Source organism: Bdellovibrionales bacterium, assembly GCA_016716765.1.
GTDB lineage: Bacteria > Bdellovibrionota > Bdellovibrionia > Bdellovibrionales > UBA1609 > JADJVA01.
Map to the genome: position 1 here is coordinate 1 of JADJVA010000023.1, position 18,842 is coordinate 18,842.

General features: G+C 46.0%; 15 protein-coding genes and 7 pseudogenes. 6 read left to right on the forward strand and 16 right to left on the reverse strand.

Translation table 11 applies throughout. The features are described 5' to 3' along the window. From IPL83_16135 to IPL83_16145, 3 genes are all read right to left on the reverse strand, one after another. The coding region (locus IPL83_16135; GenBank protein MBK9040663.1) for a transposase at positions 1-195 on the reverse strand (195 nt) is incomplete at its 3' end. 10 nt (positions 196-205) lie between these two features. Continuing rightward, positions 206-745 carry a transposase gene (locus IPL83_16140; GenBank protein ID MBK9040664.1) on the reverse strand — a complete coding sequence of 180 codons (540 nt, stop codon included), beginning with the start codon at positions 743-745 and terminating at the stop codon, positions 206-208. 224 nt (positions 746-969) lie between these two features. Beyond that, the gene (locus IPL83_16145) at positions 970-1,119 is read right to left on the reverse strand and encodes a transposase (protein MBK9040665.1); all 150 of its coding nucleotides are present in this window, start codon (positions 1,117-1,119) and stop codon (positions 970-972) included. A 48-nt stretch (positions 1,120-1,167) separates the two neighbouring features. Here IPL83_16145 and IPL83_16150 point away from each other — a divergent pair, with 48 nt between their 5' ends. The 3 genes from IPL83_16150 to IPL83_16160 all read left to right on the forward strand — a co-directional run bounded on the left by IPL83_16150 (position 1,168) and on the right by IPL83_16160 (position 3,835). Next, positions 1,168-1,374, forward strand: coding sequence for a hypothetical protein (locus tag IPL83_16150; protein ID MBK9040666.1), 207 nt, complete (start codon positions 1,168-1,170; stop codon positions 1,372-1,374). A gap of 1,228 nt (positions 1,375-2,602) precedes the next feature. Then, a complete protein-coding gene (locus tag IPL83_16155) occupies positions 2,603-3,514 on the forward strand; it encodes a hypothetical protein (GenBank protein ID MBK9040667.1) in 912 nt (303 codons plus the stop codon). A gap of 30 nt (positions 3,515-3,544) precedes the next feature. Further along, positions 3,545-3,835 (forward strand): hypothetical protein, encoded by a 291-nt coding sequence (locus tag IPL83_16160; protein MBK9040668.1) that lies wholly within the window; start codon positions 3,545-3,547, stop codon positions 3,833-3,835. Here IPL83_16160 and IPL83_16165 read toward each other — a convergent pair. Beyond that, positions 3,825-5,057 carry an IS4 family transposase gene (locus IPL83_16165; GenBank protein MBK9040669.1) on the reverse strand — a complete coding sequence of 411 codons (1,233 nt, stop codon included), beginning with the start codon at positions 5,055-5,057 and terminating at the stop codon, positions 3,825-3,827. The genes IPL83_16160 and IPL83_16165 overlap by 11 nt on opposite strands. A gap of 858 nt (positions 5,058-5,915) precedes the next feature. On the opposite strand from IPL83_16165, the pseudogene brxL reads away from it, so the two are divergent. After that, positions 5,916-7,961, forward strand: a pseudogene (brxL, locus tag IPL83_16170) (BREX system Lon protease-like protein BrxL). Positions 7,962-8,169: 208 nt separating this feature from the next. Here brxL and IPL83_16175 read toward each other — a convergent pair. The 4 genes and pseudogenes from IPL83_16175 to IPL83_16190 form a co-directional block, all read right to left on the reverse strand. Continuing rightward, positions 8,170-9,252 (reverse strand): annotated as a pseudogene (locus IPL83_16175) (IS3 family transposase). A 159-nt stretch (positions 9,253-9,411) separates the two neighbouring features. Beyond that, positions 9,412-9,598, reverse strand: a pseudogene (locus IPL83_16180) (transcriptional regulator). 41 nt (positions 9,599-9,639) lie between these two features. Further along, positions 9,640-10,038 carry a type II toxin-antitoxin system death-on-curing family toxin gene (locus IPL83_16185; protein ID MBK9040670.1) on the reverse strand — a complete coding sequence of 133 codons (399 nt, stop codon included), beginning with the start codon at positions 10,036-10,038 and terminating at the stop codon, positions 9,640-9,642. Continuing rightward, positions 10,035-10,262, reverse strand: coding sequence for an AbrB/MazE/SpoVT family DNA-binding domain-containing protein (locus IPL83_16190; GenBank protein ID MBK9040671.1), 228 nt, complete (start codon positions 10,260-10,262; stop codon positions 10,035-10,037). The genes IPL83_16185 and IPL83_16190 overlap by 4 nt, the downstream gene beginning before the upstream one ends. A gap of 247 nt (positions 10,263-10,509) precedes the next feature. Here IPL83_16190 and IPL83_16195 point away from each other — a divergent pair. Further along, positions 10,510-11,516 (forward strand): annotated as a pseudogene (locus IPL83_16195) (tyrosine-type recombinase/integrase). A 103-nt stretch (positions 11,517-11,619) separates the two neighbouring features. On the opposite strand, the pseudogene IPL83_16200 reads toward IPL83_16195, so the two are convergent. The 3 genes and pseudogenes from IPL83_16200 to IPL83_16210 form a co-directional block, all read right to left on the reverse strand. After that, positions 11,620-12,200 (reverse strand): annotated as a pseudogene (locus IPL83_16200) (SLATT domain-containing protein). Beyond that, positions 12,178-13,056, reverse strand: a pseudogene (locus IPL83_16205) (nucleotidyltransferase). The pseudogenes IPL83_16200 and IPL83_16205 overlap by 23 nt, the downstream one beginning before the upstream one ends. Before the next feature lie 389 nt (positions 13,057-13,445). Further along, positions 13,446-13,592 (reverse strand): hypothetical protein, encoded by a 147-nt coding sequence (locus IPL83_16210; protein MBK9040672.1) that lies wholly within the window; start codon positions 13,590-13,592, stop codon positions 13,446-13,448. A 197-nt stretch (positions 13,593-13,789) separates the two neighbouring features. Between IPL83_16210 and IPL83_16215 the strand changes: the two are divergent. Beyond that, positions 13,790-15,032 (forward strand): annotated as a pseudogene (locus IPL83_16215) (ImmA/IrrE family metallo-endopeptidase). Positions 15,033-16,604: 1,572 nt separating this feature from the next. Here IPL83_16215 and IPL83_16220 read toward each other — a convergent pair. The 5 genes from IPL83_16220 to IPL83_16240 form a co-directional block, all read right to left on the reverse strand. Further along, on the reverse strand, positions 16,605-16,928 hold the full coding sequence (locus IPL83_16220; protein MBK9040673.1) for a transposase: 324 nt from the start codon (positions 16,926-16,928) through the stop codon (positions 16,605-16,607). Beyond that, the gene (locus IPL83_16225; protein ID MBK9040674.1) at positions 16,865-17,170 is read right to left on the reverse strand and encodes a winged helix-turn-helix domain-containing protein; all 306 of its coding nucleotides are present in this window, start codon (positions 17,168-17,170) and stop codon (positions 16,865-16,867) included. The genes IPL83_16220 and IPL83_16225 overlap by 64 nt, the downstream gene beginning before the upstream one ends. A 56-nt stretch (positions 17,171-17,226) precedes the next feature. After that, the gene (locus tag IPL83_16230) at positions 17,227-17,370 is read right to left on the reverse strand and encodes a helix-turn-helix domain-containing protein (protein MBK9040675.1); all 144 of its coding nucleotides are present in this window, start codon (positions 17,368-17,370) and stop codon (positions 17,227-17,229) included. Between the two features lie 526 nt (positions 17,371-17,896). Then, complete coding sequence (locus IPL83_16235; GenBank protein ID MBK9040676.1) at positions 17,897-18,067, reverse strand: transposase; 171 nt, start codon at positions 18,065-18,067, stop codon at positions 17,897-17,899. A 537-nt stretch (positions 18,068-18,604) separates the two neighbouring features. Then, positions 18,605-18,760 carry a hypothetical protein gene (locus tag IPL83_16240; protein ID MBK9040677.1) on the reverse strand — a complete coding sequence of 52 codons (156 nt, stop codon included), beginning with the start codon at positions 18,758-18,760 and terminating at the stop codon, positions 18,605-18,607. Positions 18,761-18,842 lie beyond the last annotated feature (82 nt).

Genomic DNA, 18,842 nt, shown 5'->3' on the forward strand with positions numbered 1-18,842 from the left:
TCTGCGCCTCATGGCGACAGGGTTTGCCTGTCGGCATACACCCTCAGCGGGTGTTCGGTTGTTCAGCGCCTGATGAGGACGCTGGTCATTGTAAAATTTGAAGTAGTCCTCCAGTCCTGGGTAGGCCTGATCCAAGGTGTCATAAGCCTTCGGACACCTCCTCATGTATTTGACGGATCGCCATAACCGTTCCACAAAGATATTGTCATGCGCCCGTCCCCGCCCATCCAGCTGATCTGAATCCCGGCTTGTGCCAGACGCCCGGAGAAGGCCAGACTGGTAAATTGTGTCCCCTGATCCGTGTTGAAGATGATGGGCTGGCTCTGCCCCAGCGCCTCCTCCAAGCACTCGGCAAAACGGGTTTCCAAAGTGTACTACAGCCGCCACGCCAAGACCTTGCGGCTGTACCCGTCCGGATCGCCGCCAAGTACACGAACCCGCCCGGCACATGGATGAGGTGATATCCGTACTCCATACCCGATCGGGCACCGTCACGGTCACCCCTCGCAGCAGGTAGGGTAGACCTGAGACCGGATCGGGCGTCACATGCCGCCGGCTTCGGGTAAATCGCCTGCAATCCCATCTCGGCCATCAACCGGATCACCCGCTTACGGTTGACCGGATAGCCGCGCGCCGCAACACCGCCGTCATCCGCCGACCCCGTAAAACGGATGAGCCGTATATTCTGATCAATCCGCCGGCGCAGTTCCTGATTCAGCCCCGCTTCCGGGAACCGGTGATGCATACCAACCGCTCCGCGACAGACCCAGCAGATGGCACTGGGCCACTAGCGAGACCTCGGGGTCCCGGTTGATCCAGCCGCGCCCCTCACCCCCTTAGTGGGTTCAGTCCGGACTTTTTCAACCCACTCCAGTTGGACTTGCAACCGCCCAATCTGACCATACAGCGCCTCGACCTCCTGACCCTCGTCGGGGCGGCGTCGGCCCGTTTGCATTCCGAACAGTGCCTTCAATCCCTCTGGGCTTCCCGCTTCCAAGTGGTCACCGGTTTTGGATGGACCTCGGGACCCCGGGCAATCTCGTTGACCGTCTTGCGACCCGCCAACGCGTCCATCGCAACCTGGGCCTTGAACTCAGCACTGAAAACTTTCCTCTGCATCTCGCCACCTCTTCCTCAGATGTCTTACGTTGCAGAGTACCACCTTATTTGCCTGTCCGAAATTTGGGGTCCATTATTCCGCAAGGCTCTGCGCTGATGGATTTTATTGCTGAAATGGTTTGGGGTTATGCCGATCTTCAAATTGTTAAGAGGAAAATCAACAAAACACCGGTAACAGATTATTTTATTCTTCATATTCGTGACGACTATCGGATATTTGTTAACAATCTTCGCTTGATGGCGCTCTCATACTAAAGCTACTTACGGAAACAACGATTTCATTAGGGCTAAAGCTTAATCCTTCCAAAACCAAAGCTAGTGACGATGTTGTTCGGGCATCGATCAAGGCAGATAAGATTGCATGGCTCAATCGGGAAAAAAGAGCTAGAAGTTTACAGAAGAATCTTCTAATTATTCACGATCACGCACTTCAGTTTCCAAATTCTGGAAGTCTGCACGTCGCATTGAAGGTAGAGTATCATAAACGGCTTTCAAAATTTAAGATTATTAGAGAGCGTAACATTCCTTTGATCGCGATCTTGATTGATATTGCCTACCGCAATCCGAGAACTTATTCGGTGTGCTCCGCAATACTCAGCAAATTATTGAGCTTCCTAGATGCGCCGGAAATAAACAAATAATCAACAAAATTAAATAAGTTCTACAGATACCAAATACGGACACATAAAATCTGAAGCAACGTGTAACCTTTCCTGTCAATAAGGGAATTGATTCATGACGAGCCGTTGTGCAGACTTGTAGCTGGTAATGCAGAAAAATTTGGAATATTGATTGGATAACATCCTGTGACCTTAAACAAGCGGTAGATGCAAAAAGATAATCGACGGCACGATTTTTGAATGGGATTGAGCCAATCATTCCATCGGGGAGATCGATTTGTTTATAGAAAAGACTTTGAATGATTATTACGAATGACTATCCAATTGGAAATCCTGGGAAGGACCAGCCTCACCCAAAAATTTCTACGAAAAAAAACCATCGGGCAAGGAGATGACTCATGAGGGTGATGGAATACCTCTGCAAAATGGTTCGCTCCGCTGCCGTTCATAACCCTGAAGCCCAAGTAGCGCCCACCTGTATTATCTGGCCAGATAAAGAACGCCAATGGGAAGCAATAATTTCGCGTTTGTCAAATCGAAATCCCGGAACTATCACTCTAGGTGATTACGCCCGACAAGCGTACTGGCCTGCTATCTGGCTTCGGTGCGTCATTTCAGGCAAGGTACGAGTGCGTTATCCCCCAAGATAAAACGCCAGTCTTTTACCTACCCGGTGTTAGCCGTCAAGATTTGCGCGCGGTGGAAAGCTGCCCGGATTACCTAAAACCATTAGCCGAATTGCAATATCGCGGTGTGATCTGGTCCCAACTCAATGCAAAGGACTGGACAATTTTTGCGTTTCTAAAGTCGGATCAAGGTGGTCTCGGGTTAGATGAGCCCAAGACAACGAGACAAAGAACGCTATGCAGCTTGCCTTATGTCGCATCCTGGATGAAGAGATCGATTTGCTCAAGGGAAAACACCTCGACAAGGACTATTTCAACACCTTGCTTACCGGTGGCGATCCAGCACGAGATGTCCTTCAATGGCTAGACCAGGCGGAAGTTTTTCGCACGAGTCGAGGTGATAATGAGTGGAAGGCGTTCATCGAAATTTGCAATCACAACTTGCCTTCAATCCGCAAAATGCCGGTGCCCTTGCAGGGGCAAACCAAACTTGCTACTCATGAAGGCCCTTGGAAGGCGGTATGGGAGAGATTTTGGGAAGCTCCAAAACGATATCCAAACATTCCTAACCAGATTCGCAAGTGTAAAGCGCCCATCTTCGATCTTTTTTCTGGCCCTGAAACTTATGGCGGCTGGCCCCAGTGGAATGATGCTCAAGAGGATGAGCTACGCCGGGCGTTGGTAGCACTAAGTAATATGCCCTCCCATGATGCTCGTAAACAGATCATAGAACTATCAAAGCGACATTCCAGTAGACAACAGCTTATCTGGGCTGAATTGGGTGAAGCTTCTTTAGCCCTTGCCTTAGAACCCTTGACAATCCTAGCTGAAATATCAGCAAGTGCTCTTGCTGCCGGCTCTATTGAGGAGCTTACCGCTGGATATAGTAATTTCGGGTGGCGTGCTGATGACGCAGTTGTTCGAGCGCTTGCTTGCGTAGAAAAGCAGGAGGATTTAGCAGCAGTCGCTACGGCGCTCCGCTCAATTTATCTTCCTTGGGCTGAAGAATCCGCGCGGTATTTGCAGAGGCTTGTTGGTGAGCTTGGCTATCCTGTGGAACAGCATCTACCTCTAAAATCGCTGCATACACAGATAGGGAATGTGTCCTATTTGTCGATGGTCTTCGTTTCGATGTTGCTAAGCGACTGATAGAAATTCTTAGTGCTGTGGGATGTGAAGTTGAAGAAAGAATTTCCGGGCTGCACTACCAAGCGTTACTGCACAGGCAAAGCTGCTGTAACGCCTGTGAAAGACAAGATTACTGGCAATGCAGCTAACGCCGATTTTGAACCCTGTGTAGCTAATACAGGTCAATCTCTCAAGGTGGCTACCACCTCAAGAAACTACTTACCGATTCTGGTTGGGAGATTCTGGAACGCTCAGCTAACGGTAGTGGAAGTGGTAATGCGTGGTGTGAGTTTGGCGATATTGACCATGAAGGCAATAGTGTTCGGCACACTTATTGGGTAGACAAAATGATGTCTCGATGTTCATCAGTCATTGGATGAAGTAATAAATTTTTAATACAGATTAACCAGTGAATAGAAATTTTCCACAATTTTTTCAATTTAGATCCAAGAAAAGAAACCAAACTGTATTCTACGGGCAATCGAGAACTTCCTGTTTTCCGTAAATGATCTTCTTTCTTTGAAGAGGAATCTTTTAAAACTCGCAGGGCTTCTTTTTGGCTTTCTTGCTCTTTAACAAGCGTTTGCTTAAAGTAAATTAAAAGAACGTAAACAATTAAATAAATGTAAAATTGAATTTTGACTCCATTCGGTTCGTGGTTCCACAAATGGAGGGCATCCAGTGTTCGCTTTATACCCCTGAAAAATAACTCTACTTGCCAGCGATAAGCATAAAGAATAATGATCTCACTGGTCTTTAAATCCAAACGATTTGTAGTCATTCGATACCATTCACCAAAAACATAAAAACAAACTAAACGATAAGTCACTTTCGATTTATCACCTGAAAAAATAACGAGCGCATCGGTGACTTCTGAAAGGTAAAAGTTCCATGATTCGGGAATATTCACCTCAAGTACCGTTTGAATAGATGCTCGCATATTGTAGCGAATACAGGTAATAAAAAACGCTTGCTTTTCCGTAACTCGTTGAAAAATATCAAAAGAAAGATAACCCCGGTCCGTGATAGAGGTCACCCCAGCTTCCAGCAATTCCATGAACACTTTTCGCTCGGAATAATTCGCTTCACTACTAATAAATTGTACAGGAATCATGCGATTAAGTTCATAAGCTAAATGCATCTTCAAAGCTTGGCACGTGGAAGTATATTTGGCCCATTCCATGTTTTTAAATGCAGGAAATAACGAACCATCCAACAATATGAAACGCCCTAACGTTCTTATCTCAAGAAGATCTTTAATCTCAATGATTTCTATTAATTTAGCAAAAATACGCTGAAATACCTCTGGCTTATACCGTGAAAATGCTTCCGAATACATCGATGGCGATGCTAAAACAAAACCGAGCTTTTTTAAATCAGGATTTGTTTTTATTTCTGTGATTAGCAAACGAATCGATTGGGTTTTATTCATCACTGCATCAATCAGACTCACCATAAAATAGTACAGTGATAGCTTGTAAAGCTTCTCATCATTTTTAAGCGATTCTATTTCTTCCTTAATGAATAGAATCACCGGTTCAATAATCTTTTCAAAAGTCAGCATAGTTTCATTTCATCAGAGGGTACTGCCCACCTAGGTGACTCGCTTCCTCTACCCCAGTCGTCGCTGGATTAAACTAGAGTCCTGAGGCAGGCAGTGAATTGTGATTTCACATAACAACTTGATTACAAATTAGAAAATTATATCCTAAAGTTAACAGCAATTGCTATGCCGAACACTATTGCCATGAAGGCCATGATCGCGGTTGGAAACTAGCAAAATATGTCGAGAGCATGTTGAGCGAGATCCGGGAGCGGGTTCTTCAGCTTTTCAGGGCGGGATGGAAGAGTATTCGTATAGTTACAGATCATGGCTGGCTTTTGTTGCCCTGGCGGCTTACCGAAAATGAACTTACCCAGTGCGCTTTCCGATAATACATGGGGCGCTGTGCTGTCATTAAACCGGGTGCAGTTACCGAAGAGCGTATGTATCCTGGTATTGGAATCAGGATCAGCACTTCGCCCTAGCTGACGGTATTAGTTGCTTCCGTAAAGGTGAGGAATATGCGCATGGAGGTCTGAGCTTTCAAGAATGTCTTACATTAGAATTAAGTATTCATCCAAGGAGTTCTGATATACCAGGGGTATCCGTTGAAGTTGCCGATGTTGTCTGGAAAGGATTGCGGTGTACTATTGTAGTGGAAGGGCAAATCACGAGGCTAAGTGTTGATGTTCGCACACAGCCAGGTAATGCCTCATCGAGCGTGGTTGTAAGCGCAAAGACTATAAAAGAAAATGGGGCAGCTTCCGTAGTTGTTGAGAATGAAGAACTAGAAGGAACTGATGCTACTGTTGTAATACTTAACTCGAATGGAGAGCTAGTTGCCCAGATAGCTACAGTTATTGGTGGGGGTCATAAGTGATTGAATTGGACTCGATAGATAAAAAATTAGCTTCCTCCCTAGAAGGATATTTAGTTCGCAAAGACTTGGTCAGGACCTTCAGCCGCCAGTTTCCGGTGCCAACCTATGTGGTTGAATTCCTACTAGGGCGTTATTGCGCAAGCATTGATGAAGATGAAATCCAAGAAGGGCTTGAGATTGTTGAGCGACAACTTAAGTCACGTACCGTTAAGGCTGGTGAGGAAGAACTTTTTTAAGTCTAAGGCTTTTTAGGGATGGAGAGGTAAAGCTCATTGATATAATTACAGCCCGATTGGATCAAAAGACAGATTCATATATTGCAACCCTTCCAAGTTTGATGCTTACAGATGTAAGAATTGGCCCAGACTTGGTCAATCAGCATGAGAGAATGCTGACAGGTGGATTTTATGCTGAAATCAGTCTTCGTTATGATTCAGCGATTGCTCAAGAAAAGAAAGGCCGTCCTTTTGGAATAGAAGGTTTACGCGAAATTCAGCTCTCGAAACGGGATGTCTTAGATATTCTCTCAGAAGCACGTACAAGTTTTTCCACTGAAGAGTGGAAAGGCTTGTTACTGCGCAGTATCGGAATCGAGCCGCTGTCTCTTTCTGATCGGCAGAAGAACGCTTTCTTACTACGTATGGTACCGTTCGTTGAACGCAACTATAATTTAGTAGAATTGGGTCCGCGTGGTACTGGAAAGAGTCACCTGTTCCAGCAAATATCGCCTTATGCGCATTTGATTTCAGGCGGTAAAGCTACGGTAGCTAAGATGTTTGTCAATAATTCGACTGGTCAGCGTGGGCTAGTTTGTCAGTATGACGTTGTCTGCTTTGATGAGGTATCTGGCATTTCCTTCGACCAGAAGGATGGCGTTAACATCATGAAAGGCTACATGGAATCTGGTGAATTCAGCCGGGGCAAGGAAAGTATCAGGCTGATGGTAGCTTAGTGCTGGTCGGAAACTTTGAGGTAGACGTTGAGCATCAGCAACGCATCGGTCATCTCTTCGGCCCGATGCCACCCGAAATGAAAGATGATACAGCTTTCATGGATCGCATCCATGCTTATCTACCTGGTTGGGATATACCAAAAATTAGCAAAGAACTTCTCACTAACCATTTTGGTCTTGTCAGTGATTTTTTGTCTGAGTGTTGGAGTCAGCTACGTAATCAAAGCCGAATATCACAACTTCAAAACCGCATATTCTTTGGTGGGGCGCTAAGTGGTCGTGATACCAATGCAGTAAATAAAACCATCAGTGGACTTCTGAAGTTGCTTTATCCAGATAGTAGTGTTTCCATCCCTGATGAAGAAATTGAATGGGCAGTCAGGATTGCATTGGAATCAAGGAGGCGTGTTAAAGAACAGCAGAAGCGAATTGGAGCAGCAGAATTTCGCAACACTCATTTTAGCTATGTTATGGGCGCTGATGGTGTTGAAAAATTTGTTTCCACACCAGAGTTGCATAGCGAAAATAGTGTTAGCGCTGATCCACTAGAACCTGGCCAAGTGTGGACGATTAGTCCTGGTGGAGTAGATGATCACTCTGGCCTTTACCGTATCGAAGTTAACGAAGGTCCTGGTTCAGGTGTAAAGGTTCTCAATAAACCGATTCCTCCAGCGTTTCGTGAGAGTGTTAGTTTTGCAGAGGCCAATCTCAATGCTCGATCAATGCAGTTAGTCGGTGATAAAGACCCTAGACAACACGAATTCACAATTCAACTGCGGGCTTTTGATACATCTAAGTCGGGTGCTAAACTTGGTATCTCTGTGCTAATTGCTCTATGTACTGCTTTATTAAAAAAGAGTGTTAGAGGAGGACTGATTGTTGTTGGTGAAATAAACCTTGGGGGTTCCATAGAGTCCCTTCATAACCCAATTAATATAGCCGAAATTGCGATTGAAAAGGGGCTACTTCGCTGCTCATGCCCGTTGCATGTCGCCGGCAGCTTTTCGAACTATCTGATGATATGGCTACAAAGCTTGACATCCAATTTTACTTAGATGCCCGTGAGGCTTTGCTGAAAGCAATTATTGAATAGGCTGATTGCCTCTCTCTCATGGCGTGCAAACGATCATGCAGCAGAGTGTGCTTGCAGCTTCTTTTCAAGTTCCTCATCGGTTATCCTCACCAATGACCGTCCTCATAAAGTGCGAACCCTAAAATTATTTTCGGTGACTCTATCCCGAGAGCTTCCATGCGATGCAGGATGAGGTGCCCCTCGTTTTTCGCTTTCCAACAAGCCGCGCTTAAGCCGCCTTTGGGTGCTGATCGGGATACTTGCAAACCCAGTCTTGAAGGAACTGAGTCGGCGAATTGTAGCCCAGCGTGGAGTGGCGGCGACTCCGGTTGTAGAACACTTCGATGTATTCGGAACAAATCGGCTTCAGCGGCAGCCCGAGTCGCGTAGGTTGTGCCATGCACGCGCTCGTTTTTCAGGCTGTTGAAGAAGCTCTCGCTGGGCGCGTTATCCCAGCAGTTGCCCTTACGGCTCATTGAAGCGGTCATCCCGTAGTCGGCCCGCTTGGAACACAGAGCTTGGCTGGCGTATTGGCTGCCGCGATCACTGTGGAAGAGGACGCCCGCAGGGAACTTACGCCGGAACCAGGCCATCGCCAGCGCGTCAGTGACGATGTCGGCGGTCATCCTGGGCTTGATCGACCAACCGACCATCTCGCGATTGAACAGATCCAGTACGATAGCCAGGTACAGCCGCCTTCGCCGGTCTGGATAGAGGTAATGTCGCCGGTCCACACAGTTGGGCGCCATCGGGGTGAAGTTGCGAGCGAGCAGGTTCGGTGCCACCGGCATCGAGTGCTTAGAGTCGGTCGTGGCCTTGAAGCGCCGCTGGTAGCGCGCCCGGATACCGTGTTCACGCATCAGCCGCTCAATGCGACTTAACCCGATACAGTGGCCCCGGCCCTGGAGTTCCCGGTGCATGCGCCGCGAGCCGTAGGCGGCCTTCACTTCGGCGTGGATACTCTTCATCAACGCCACAGCCTGGGTGTCGCTCAGCCGGGTGGAGTCCGGTGTGCCGCCACGGCGCCAGGCGCGGTAGCCGCTGATACTGACCGCCAGCACCTCGCACAGGTCGAGCAACGGATAGTGGCGGCGCTGCGCGTCGATCCAGGCGTACTTCACAGCACATCCTTCGCAAAGTACGCCGTCGCTTTTTTTAGGAGGTCGACGTGCATCTTCAGCCGCACGTTCTCCGCGCGCAGCCGGGATAGCTCCATTTGTTCGGGCGTGATCGGCTTAGTGCCAGGGGCATTGAGCTTGCCCGCAGCCGAGGCCTTGACCCAGTTACGCAGCGTCTGCTCCACCAAGCCCAGCTCACGCGCACCAAGACCTACCCCAACCTCTTTGACCGCTTGACTGCCTGTTCCCTGAACTCGGCCGTGTACTCTTGCTTCAGTATCTTCTTCACTTTTCGTCCTTCCAGTCTCGATGTTAATCATCGACCCTTGGAAGACGAAATCCAGGGGGCACCTCAGGATGGCTTCAATGGGATCGGGAGCCTCAATAGGATAGTGTTTAGCTTCAAACGCTTCAACGAAAGTCGTCATCACATCCAAACGATCTCCTTCTGGATGTCTCTGGCTGTGCATCCATTAACGCCTCGATCTCGTTGAGGGCGGATTGATAATCTGATTCAGTTTTTATCGGCTTAATCTCCATGCTCAGTGTCATCCCTTACTAACCATCGCCAAGGGTGGCGCTTACACCATGCTCTCTTTCACCATCGTATTGTTCCTTAACCAATCGGCAAATGCCTCCTCTTGCAGTTCGCCACTGGCTAAGGCGGACACCAATCGAGTTGCTTCAAATTCCGAAGCCGTAAGTTGTCGGTTATTTCGTGCCAGGAACACATAGCCCGTCATGAAGCCTGTGCGTTTGTTGCCGTCCACAAAAGGGTGATTGCGAATGATGCCCACGACATAGGCTGCCGCCAGTGCCGCTAAATCCGGCTGATCATAAGTCAACAGTTGACGGGGCCGCGCCAGCGCCGATTCAAGCAAGCCGGTATCGCGAAGACCGCTTGGCCCGCCATGCTCGGCGAGCAAGCGGTCGTGCATCGCCAAGACCACATGGGTTTCTATCCAAATGGGCTCCTTCATTTTGCCAGTGCATGTAAGGTGTTGCGATAGCGGGCCATACCTTCTTCGGCCAGCTTCATCTGAGCTTCAAACTCCGGATCATAGGGGGTCAAGCGATAGCCGCCTTCGGGCATCTCGGTCAGGAAAAGACGATCTCCGTCTTCAACGTGTAAGCGGCTGATCGCTTCCATCGGCAGAACAACGCCCAGCGAATTGCCCACTTTGCGAATTTTTAGGTTAATCATCACGGTTGTTCCTTTAGAGCATGTTATTACAAAGTGATAACATGCTTACCCTGAAGATTCAAGCAAGAAAATAGGCCGCATCGCCCTTTCACCCTCTCGACGGGATGCTTCTCCCCCTACCCTGTTTACCCCTGATAATGTATTTTATCTTGCGTAAAATAAAAACCAAGGGTAGGGTGATTCCATGAGCAAAACACCCCGCCAATCCAAGACTGTTCCCGTTAGTAATCAGGGTGAATTGCCCCTAATGCTGCCGGGGCCGGAACAGGCCGTGGCCCTGGAGGGGTCTGTAACCCCTGGGCCTGGAAGCCTCTCCATCCGCGTCCTGACCGCTGCGGAATTCCAGGGCTTGGCCGATGTGCCGCCTGAGTTGGAATGGTTCGCAAACATCGCGAACGCCAAAACGCGCCGGGCCTATCAGCAAGACGTGAAGGACTTTACCGCCTTTGTCGGGATCGTCCGCCCGGAAGAATTCCGGATCGTGACCCGTGCGCACTTTATCGCCTGGCGCAAGGATTTGGAACGGCGGGCGCTCGCGCCGTCCACCATCCGCCGCAAGCTCTCGGCGCTCTCCTCGCTGTTTGATTATCTCTGCGAACAGAACGCGATCACGCACAATCCGGTAGACGGTGTGAAGCGCCCCAAGGCCAACAACAATGAAGGGCTGACGCCAGCTTTGGGCGATGCCCAAGCGCGGGCTTTACTGGACGCGCCGCCCGGAAACACGTTGAAGGGCCAGCGGGATCGCGCAATCCTGGCGACGCTGCTCTATCACGGTCTACGCCGGGAAGAACTCTGCAAATTGCGCGTCCGCGATCTCCACCAGCGGGAAGGTGTGCTGCATCTGCGGATTGAAGGCAAGGGCGACAAGATCCGCTTCGTGCCGGTAGCCGCAGGCAGCGCGTCTCATCAAGGTATCTGGAAGTAGCCGGGCATGGCGATGACCTTCAGGGATCGCTCTTTCGCCCGGTGAAGAACAACTCGACGGGAACGCTGAACAAGCCGCTCAACCCGGCCTCGGTCTATCAGGAAGTGGTTCGGCGCTACGGCAAGCAGGTCGGCATCAACGCCGATGTTCACGGCTTCTGCGTGCATTCCCTGCGCGCTACAGCGGCGACAAACGCCTTGGAGCACAACGCCGATATTGCCAAGGTCCAGGAGTGGTTGGGACACGCCAATGTCTCCACCACACGCCTTTACGATAAGCGGAAAAATCGACCGGAAGACAGTCCGACTTTTCGGGTGGATTACTGAATTCTTAACCAGTCGGTGAAAGCTCCTTCCGCTCAATTCACCAATGGCTCTGCTTCATATTGGTAGTAGCCGAAGATCATTGCGTTTAAAGCTGAACAATTGATTAACCTGTTTTTCGCAATTGGTGGGGAAGAAATGCATCAATCTCCTTATCAGAGAATGTCATTTCTTCTGACCGTTTTAGCGCTTGCTGAGCCTTTTATACGCATCGTAAGTAGTGCTCGGTGCCCCGCTATATGCTGCATGTAATTCCAAAAGCAATTTATCGCGCTCCGAAGTTAAATCTGTTAGGCGTTTTATACCAAGCCGCAAGTCAGTTATAAGCGACAAGTATTTCTCCCGAATTAGCCAAATATCGCTAGCAGCTTGCTTATGTTTTTGGGCAAGTTCGCCAAGATCGTAGTTCTTTGTATAAGCATTAAGCACGAGAAGGCACGTTGAAACGACCATACCAATAGCAGCACCGATATTTCCAGCACCGAACACAGCAGCGATAAAGCCGCCAGTCGTTATTGCCGAAAGAATAATTTGCCACAACTTGATAGTGCTCCATCGAGACAAAAGAAGGTCAGCGCATTTTTCATGTGTCTTGTGTGTGTAGACAACGCGACCAAAGCACTCCCTCAACTGTGCTTCAAGAAGCGAATTATCAGTAACACGCTCATTCTGGGTAGTCGTTTCCAAAGATATCTCTCCATTTTTGCTTAGCAGACCATTCGCGTTTCGGATTTGCGGTTTCGTGGGCTATTGCGTCCAGAGAAATATTGTAACATCTCGTCGCTTTGTATTGGAAAAGCCCTTTTCCATAAACATACCGCCCACTGCCCGGTGCCTTCCAGTACTCCTGATCTTTGTCTTGGTCCACCATCCACTTGAAAAAGTCTCGACACATATAGTCATAGTAAAGATATGACTTATCCTTATAGCCCCAGTTCTCGATAAACTGGTAAGCGAAAGTGTCTATTAGTAGACCACCAATCCGAACGTCCCACTTGCGCTTCCATGCCCTCATCATTCGACAGAGCGGAACTAGATTTCCGTTACAAACACTATTCTGATTTCTAATGGCCTGGATTTCGGGTCTTGGGTTTGTCGTTCGCCACGATCCACCGTTGTTTGCATCAGGGAATGTATAGCTATCATTCTTGTTGATGAACGCTGGCACAACCTCGAATGAGATACCATCAGTGAATGGGACGATTATGACTTGCCCATCGGCTCGGATGCTTGTCGTTGAGTAGGTTTTTTCAATGGACGTTTTGACCGCTTGGAGCAAAGCCGATTGGCCGTTCCCAGAGTATTTGTCATACTTTTCATACTCTGAATACGGCAACTGGAAGATCATATCTAGATCACTGAAACCAGAAATTGCCGTATTTCGCCCATATGATCAACATACAGGCTGTGCAACGTCGGACGTTGTAGTCCAGAAATCGGTGTTCAATCGTTGCGTGATTTTTTTGTAGCGAATGTAAATTGTCCCAGCATCTTGCACCTGAAGATTTGAGCAAAACTCACTGAACCAATCGGCTAAAGCCATGCGTACTCTCTGAGAAGGCCAATGGACTGCATAGAACCTACAATCCCGACAATATGAGATGCTGCTAGACTATATAGATTTCGCATAAATCCTTAGCTTTTAGGTTCTTTCACACGCTACCCTCTTGCAAAAATGCCGTCAAATGTATCTCGCTTAGGTGAATGCGACTGTGATTATTATCACTTCATCTAAAAAAGTTCTGATGCTAGTACCTTTAATTCTAAACCTTCGAGTGCAATCTAGTTTTGGATCTCTGATATTTCTGATTTTAGAAGTAACCGTTTCCTTAATAGATTGGAGAACAGCCCCTTCGAGTGCATCTTGCATCCGATGAGGATCTACTCGCCGCCCATTAATTTCAAAAGAAATATCAACCATCGTACATCACCTCACTTCTTGCCGCGACTGGGCCGCTGAGTCAGGGCCGATCCGGCTGCGCTCTTCGCATCCTTGCTCGCCTTAGGGTTGCTCAAAACTCTACCCGCTGCGGAAGCTGCTTTCTTACTTGTCACTTCGTTGTTGCCTTTCTTTGCCATAAAATCACCTCATATATTTGAAAAATATATAAATTTTAGATTTGCAATCATTCTCGCAAGCTTATTCTATAGTGCGATTATCCAACAAACAAGTATTATTTTGCCTTTTTTGTTCTTTAATGCCAATAATAGAACTAAAGAACAAATTCAGGGAGCGAAGTCATCGCAACCAAAACCCAAGCGGGAGAGCAAAAACCATGTCCTTCAACCCACAGACCCTCGGAAGGAGGCTGCGCGAAGCAAGGGAAAACTGCGGATTGAGTCAACAAGTTGCGGCTGATTCCATCGGCATACCGCGAACGGCGGTCACGCAACTGGAGGCGGGCAATCGTGCCGTCTCAACCCTGGAACTGGCCCAACTTGCGGAGTTGTACAAACAGCCTGTAGCTGATTTCTTCGGCGAACAACCGCTTCACGAAGATGATTTACTGGTCGCGCTGCATCGGTTGGCTCCGGGCCTCGATACCCGTTCGGATATCAAAGAACAGGTAGAGCGCTGCCTAAGCCTCTGTCGGGAAGGTTGCTCGCTGGAAAAATTATTGGGCCGATCCCCGCGAAGTGGCCCGCCAGCCTATAATTTGCCCGCGCCACGAACGGCCAGTGAAGCCGTTCGGCAAGGTGAGCAAGTTGCTCTCCAAGAGCGGAAGCGGCTTGGCTTGGGTCAGACGCCCATTGCCAACATGGGAGAATTGATCTCGGATCAAGGAATCTGGTCCTCTGGCGTCAACTTGCCTGATGAAATGTCCGGCCTGTTTCTACGCCATACCTCCATCGGCATGGCGATCCTCGTCAACTTTGACCATGTTCAGGGGCGCAAGCGCTTTTCCTACGCGCATGAGTACGCCCATGCCCTACTCGACCGGGATCGCACGGCCACGGTCTCGACTCGCGATAATGCTTCCGAACTGATTGAGAAGCGAGCAAACGCCTTTGCCGCCGCTTTGCTGATGCCCGGTGAAGGGGTCACGGAGTTTCTCCGTGCTCTCGATAAAGGATTACCTAGCCGATATGAACAAACGATTTTCGACGTAGCGACTGAGGGGCGGATTGATACCCAAACTCGGCCTGTTCCGGGGTCTCAGGCCATTACTCATCAGGATGCGGCAATGCTTGCTCATCACTTCGGGGTGAGCTACCAAGCCGCTACTTACCGGCTAAGGAGCCTGAACCTAGTTTCACAACCAGAATGTGCCAAACTGCTAGAGCGCGAATCGGAAGGGAAAGGATTTCTGGAATTCTTAAGGATGTTGGATGATCTCGATAAGCCCGAAAGCAGAGAACGGGCAAGATCGCGAATTGAAGAGTCAAATCGTTCACCTCGCCATTGAGGCGTATCGCCGGGAAGAGATTTCTCGGGGCAAGCTTCTTGATCTCAGCAAGAAGCTGGAATTACCTGGACGCAAGCTGATTGAGCTTGCTGAAGCCGTTAAGGAAGATTAGTTACTGGAGTGCTACTGGACTCATTACTGTGAATGAAGCAGACGCTATTAAAGATGAATGGGCTTCAACGCATAAATTTAAGCTCAAGATCAACTCGTTTATGGACCTTATTTAAAATTTTGGCCCTAATATCAAGATATTTTCCTTTAAAGAGCCGCTCTCCATTTTCTGGTGGATTTGCCTTCGTAAATCGGGATGAATTAGCGCGTATTAACCTTAGTGTCCGAACCGCATCATAAGCACTGACAACGATATCTCTTTGTTTCTTGAATATCGTGCCACCGATTCAAATTTGATCCATTTTTTGACCTTCTCTCACTGGTTTTTGCGTTTATTTGCTCACTGACCTTCTGAAGTTATCATCATCTTCATTTATAAGACCATTATCATTTTAGCCCGAATTTATGTGAAAATCTCTGCCAAGCAGTTGAATAGTGCACTTTTCGATTAACAACTATTTTTCCATCATCTCGTTCTTGCCTCAGAATATAATTCAATATCACCTTCGAAAACTTTTTGTTAATATTATCGACATAATCTTATCGAGAAGAAGCATAACTTTTTATTAGTTCTGCTGTAGGAGAAGTAAAAAACCAAATTCCCTCTGGGAGCCAATACATATAAGAGCGTCTAGAATAGCTATAAGCCCAGTCAAATCTATCAAATTTTGTTAACTATTCTTCCAACTCTTGGACGGCTTCGAAGATAATGCCATTTGAATTCCTCAAGATCCTTTTATACTCGATGCATAGTAGTCTGGGCGAAGCTAGATAATGCAATTTACTTCCTTAGCCAATCATAAATTCTGAAGCCCTGGATCATTCAAGATTAGCCAAATATCTCAAAAATTTTAGCTCTAGCATTTGTTCAAGTCAAAGTTCAAAGAACTTGGCTAAACTCATCAGTTGGGGATGTCTCACTTTATATTAGGATCAATCATACAATTTGATTACGAACATAGCTTTAATTTGCCACAATCTTCGAGAATTTTATTCCAATTGAATCAACATTTGGCCTTTCCCTAACTCGAAGTGCATCAGCATAGCTGATGCAAGCTCGTAAGAAAATCCCTGCGGTAGATTTAAAGCCATTTTATCTTGAAGCAGCCAGCATTTTGTGTGAAAGCATTGAATTTAGTTATCGCAGGGCTTGAGGATGATGCTGTATCATGGGTTTCTAAGCCGAGAGCTTTGTTTGAGAATCCCATGTAACGGTTTTAAAATTGGTCAACGACTTTTCCCAGTATTTCGTCTGAATTGCTTTTCTCGGAGGAAATTTATCATATTTGATTTCAGGAATGTTGGTAAAAATGGATTGCCATCCCGAAAACTCACAAGCGATTCAGAATGAACTTTAATTCCTCAACTTTCTCATATAGCTCTCCTATGCAGGTTGTGGAATTTTTTAGATACCATTCTATTTTTCTAAAATTAAAAATCTTTTTATTAAGAAACTTAACAAAACATTATTTAACTTCATTAAATGTTTTATTTTTCATAAAAAATGTTTTCGTAGAAAATTTTTCCTCTTAACCAAACATCTTCAACTGGATTCTGATCAGGGGCATTCGGTTCAAACAAAATGAAGGTTACTTTCAATTTTTTCTTCTACCTCTCCGTTTATTTTATTCAAATAATCCTGAACTTCTTTACAACAGTGGTAGGAGGCTCCATCCCAAATAATAATGAGTTTCTTATCCTTGTTTAGCGCTTGTAAGTGCTGGATAAATAAAACCGTATTTTCTCCATTTCCTCGATCATAAGGAGTGAGAACAAAATCTTTATTATAAAGATTCAGCGCCCCATAATACGTCTGTCTGTCGTTAGGATTCTCTATTGGAATCTCAATTCTTTGGTTTCGTCTACCCCAGACATACCCTGTGGTATCATCTGACAATAAATGACACTCATCTTCAGCAAAACAACCACTTCTCCAGCGATGATCTCGGCTTGCTGTTCTTCAAGTTTCTTCTTAATCTCTTCCCGTTTAAGCATCACTTTATCTTCATCCCGCTCTTCGTTTATCGTTTGGGTTTGATGCCAACTCAGTCCAGCCTCTTTCAGCATATCGTAATAGGATTGCTTCGATTGATAAATCACTCCATAATGAAGCTCAATCCAATCTCTTAATTCTTCCACACTGTAATAAGGTTTATCTTTCAAATGAAAGAAAATTTCAAAACGCTGGGATTCCGTTAAAGTCCAGTACCCCCTTTGTAATTAACTCGTAACCCCTCTGCGCCTTCATTTTCATAGATCACTTTCCATTTGCTCACAAAAGAATCAGACACATCTAACAAAGCACAAATCTCTTTTGTTTTGAAATTATGAACGAGCATTTTACTGCCAGTGCTCTTTTTATTTCAAGCCCCTCTAGTGAACTAATAATATCATCTAAATTTAACATGACTCAATTCTCCTATAAAAATAATTATTAATAACTATAAATTTTTCAGAAGGGTGTGTTGAAAAATTCCACAACCTGTAAATGATTGCTATACCATGCCAGAATGGCGTTTGTACTTTAGAGAATAAATATGATCGCTGCTATAGCAATCATTTACAGGTTGTGGAATTTTTCAACACACCCTTCTGAAAAATTTATAGTTATTAATAATTATTTTTCTCTGTACATGACAAAAATTAGCTTGAAGGGTAAAAATGATTAAAATCAAGAAATTGAAACAATTTAGCAAGATTACAAGAAGATGTGGTGTTGAATAAAATATTACCCGGATAAAATCCAAACCGACTCTAAAATACTTTTTTAGAAAGTCGAAGATGTTTTTACCTTAATCGGTTTAACTAAATCGTGTTGCCATTCGCCATGTACGATACGACCAACAAAAGCAATGACCGGAACGATTAAAGTTTTTTAATCCGTTCAAGGTCAGTAACGTGAGTCTCTTCGAGATTAAATCCCCGGCTTTTTAAGCAACTAAATAATGTTTCGATTTGCCATCTTTCTTTGCTAGTATTCAAGAGCGTTTTGCCCGTCATTTTTGCTGGAGGCCACAATAAGAAATTCACCATCACTTAAGCGCAACGCCGTTAAAATAAACCGGTACCCCGGTGATAAGACGTGGATCTTCAATCGTGAAAGATTCAGCAGGTTTCAAATGTAAAATAGATTTTTTACCTGCACTTCTTGGCCTTGACTATTCGTGGTTTTAGCATCTTTTTTTAATACGAATATTAAAATTAATTCCATTATTTTCAAATACTTAAACCATTTTTCACCGATAAATTCACGGTCTGCCAATACCCTAAGAATCGGTTTTTACCGAATTGCTTAATAAAATCGGCCAGAATATCTATACGCTCTTGAGTATTAGAGTTGCCTCGCTTATCTAACAGCACCAGCGAACCGGTATTGCCAGACCACGATACGCAACCGCTAAGACGAGAACATTAATGTTTTTTTACCCCATTTCCAATTTGTTCGGTCGAGAATTAAATAATAATCTTGAGTTAAAAAACCAAATAATTTCCGCGATAATTAGCGAAACTTTATCAAAATCGGGTAAATAATCACGGATAAAACGTTGAATACGCTGATACCGTGAATCGGGTTTAGCCTCGTTTGGAAAAACGATGGCTAATTCGGTTAAATTCATACTGCGTGTACTCAGTAAAGCAATGAGCATTCCAATCCAAACAATCTATTCTCGCTTTATTCCAGTTAAATGTTTGATTGATCAGTGTCGATAGCTCGTGGATTTGATTCATGATATTCATCTCCTTCGTGAAAAGACAATATTTTCCACAATTTCAATAAGTTAAATTTTTGTCATGTACGAGATTATTTTTA

Coding starts and splice junctions, on each gene's coding strand:
- IPL83_16140 (MBK9040664.1), bottom strand. CDS start 745: ATGCATCACCGGTTCCCGGAAGCGGGGCTGAATCAGGAACTGCGCCGG.
- IPL83_16145 (MBK9040665.1), bottom strand. CDS start 1,119: ATGCAGAGGAAAGTTTTCAGTGCTGAGTTCAAGGCCCAGGTTGCGATG.
- IPL83_16155 (MBK9040667.1), top strand. CDS start 2,603: ATGCAGCTTGCCTTATGTCGCATCCTGGATGAAGAGATCGATTTGCTC.
- IPL83_16165 (MBK9040669.1), bottom strand. CDS start 5,057: ATGCTGACTTTTGAAAAGATTATTGAACCGGTGATTCTATTCATTAAG.
- IPL83_16185 (MBK9040670.1), bottom strand. CDS start 10,038: ATGAAGGAGCCCATTTGGATAGAAACCCATGTGGTCTTGGCGATGCAC.
- IPL83_16190 (MBK9040671.1), bottom strand. CDS start 10,262: ATGATTAACCTAAAAATTCGCAAAGTGGGCAATTCGCTGGGCGTTGTT.
- IPL83_16210 (MBK9040672.1), bottom strand. CDS start 13,592: ATGGCAAAGAAAGGCAACAACGAAGTGACAAGTAAGAAAGCAGCTTCC.
- IPL83_16230 (MBK9040675.1), bottom strand. CDS start 17,370: ATGCTCGTTCATAATTTCAAAACAAAAGAGATTTGTGCTTTGTTAGAT.
- IPL83_16240 (MBK9040677.1), bottom strand. CDS start 18,760: ATGAATCAAATCCACGAGCTATCGACACTGATCAATCAAACATTTAAC.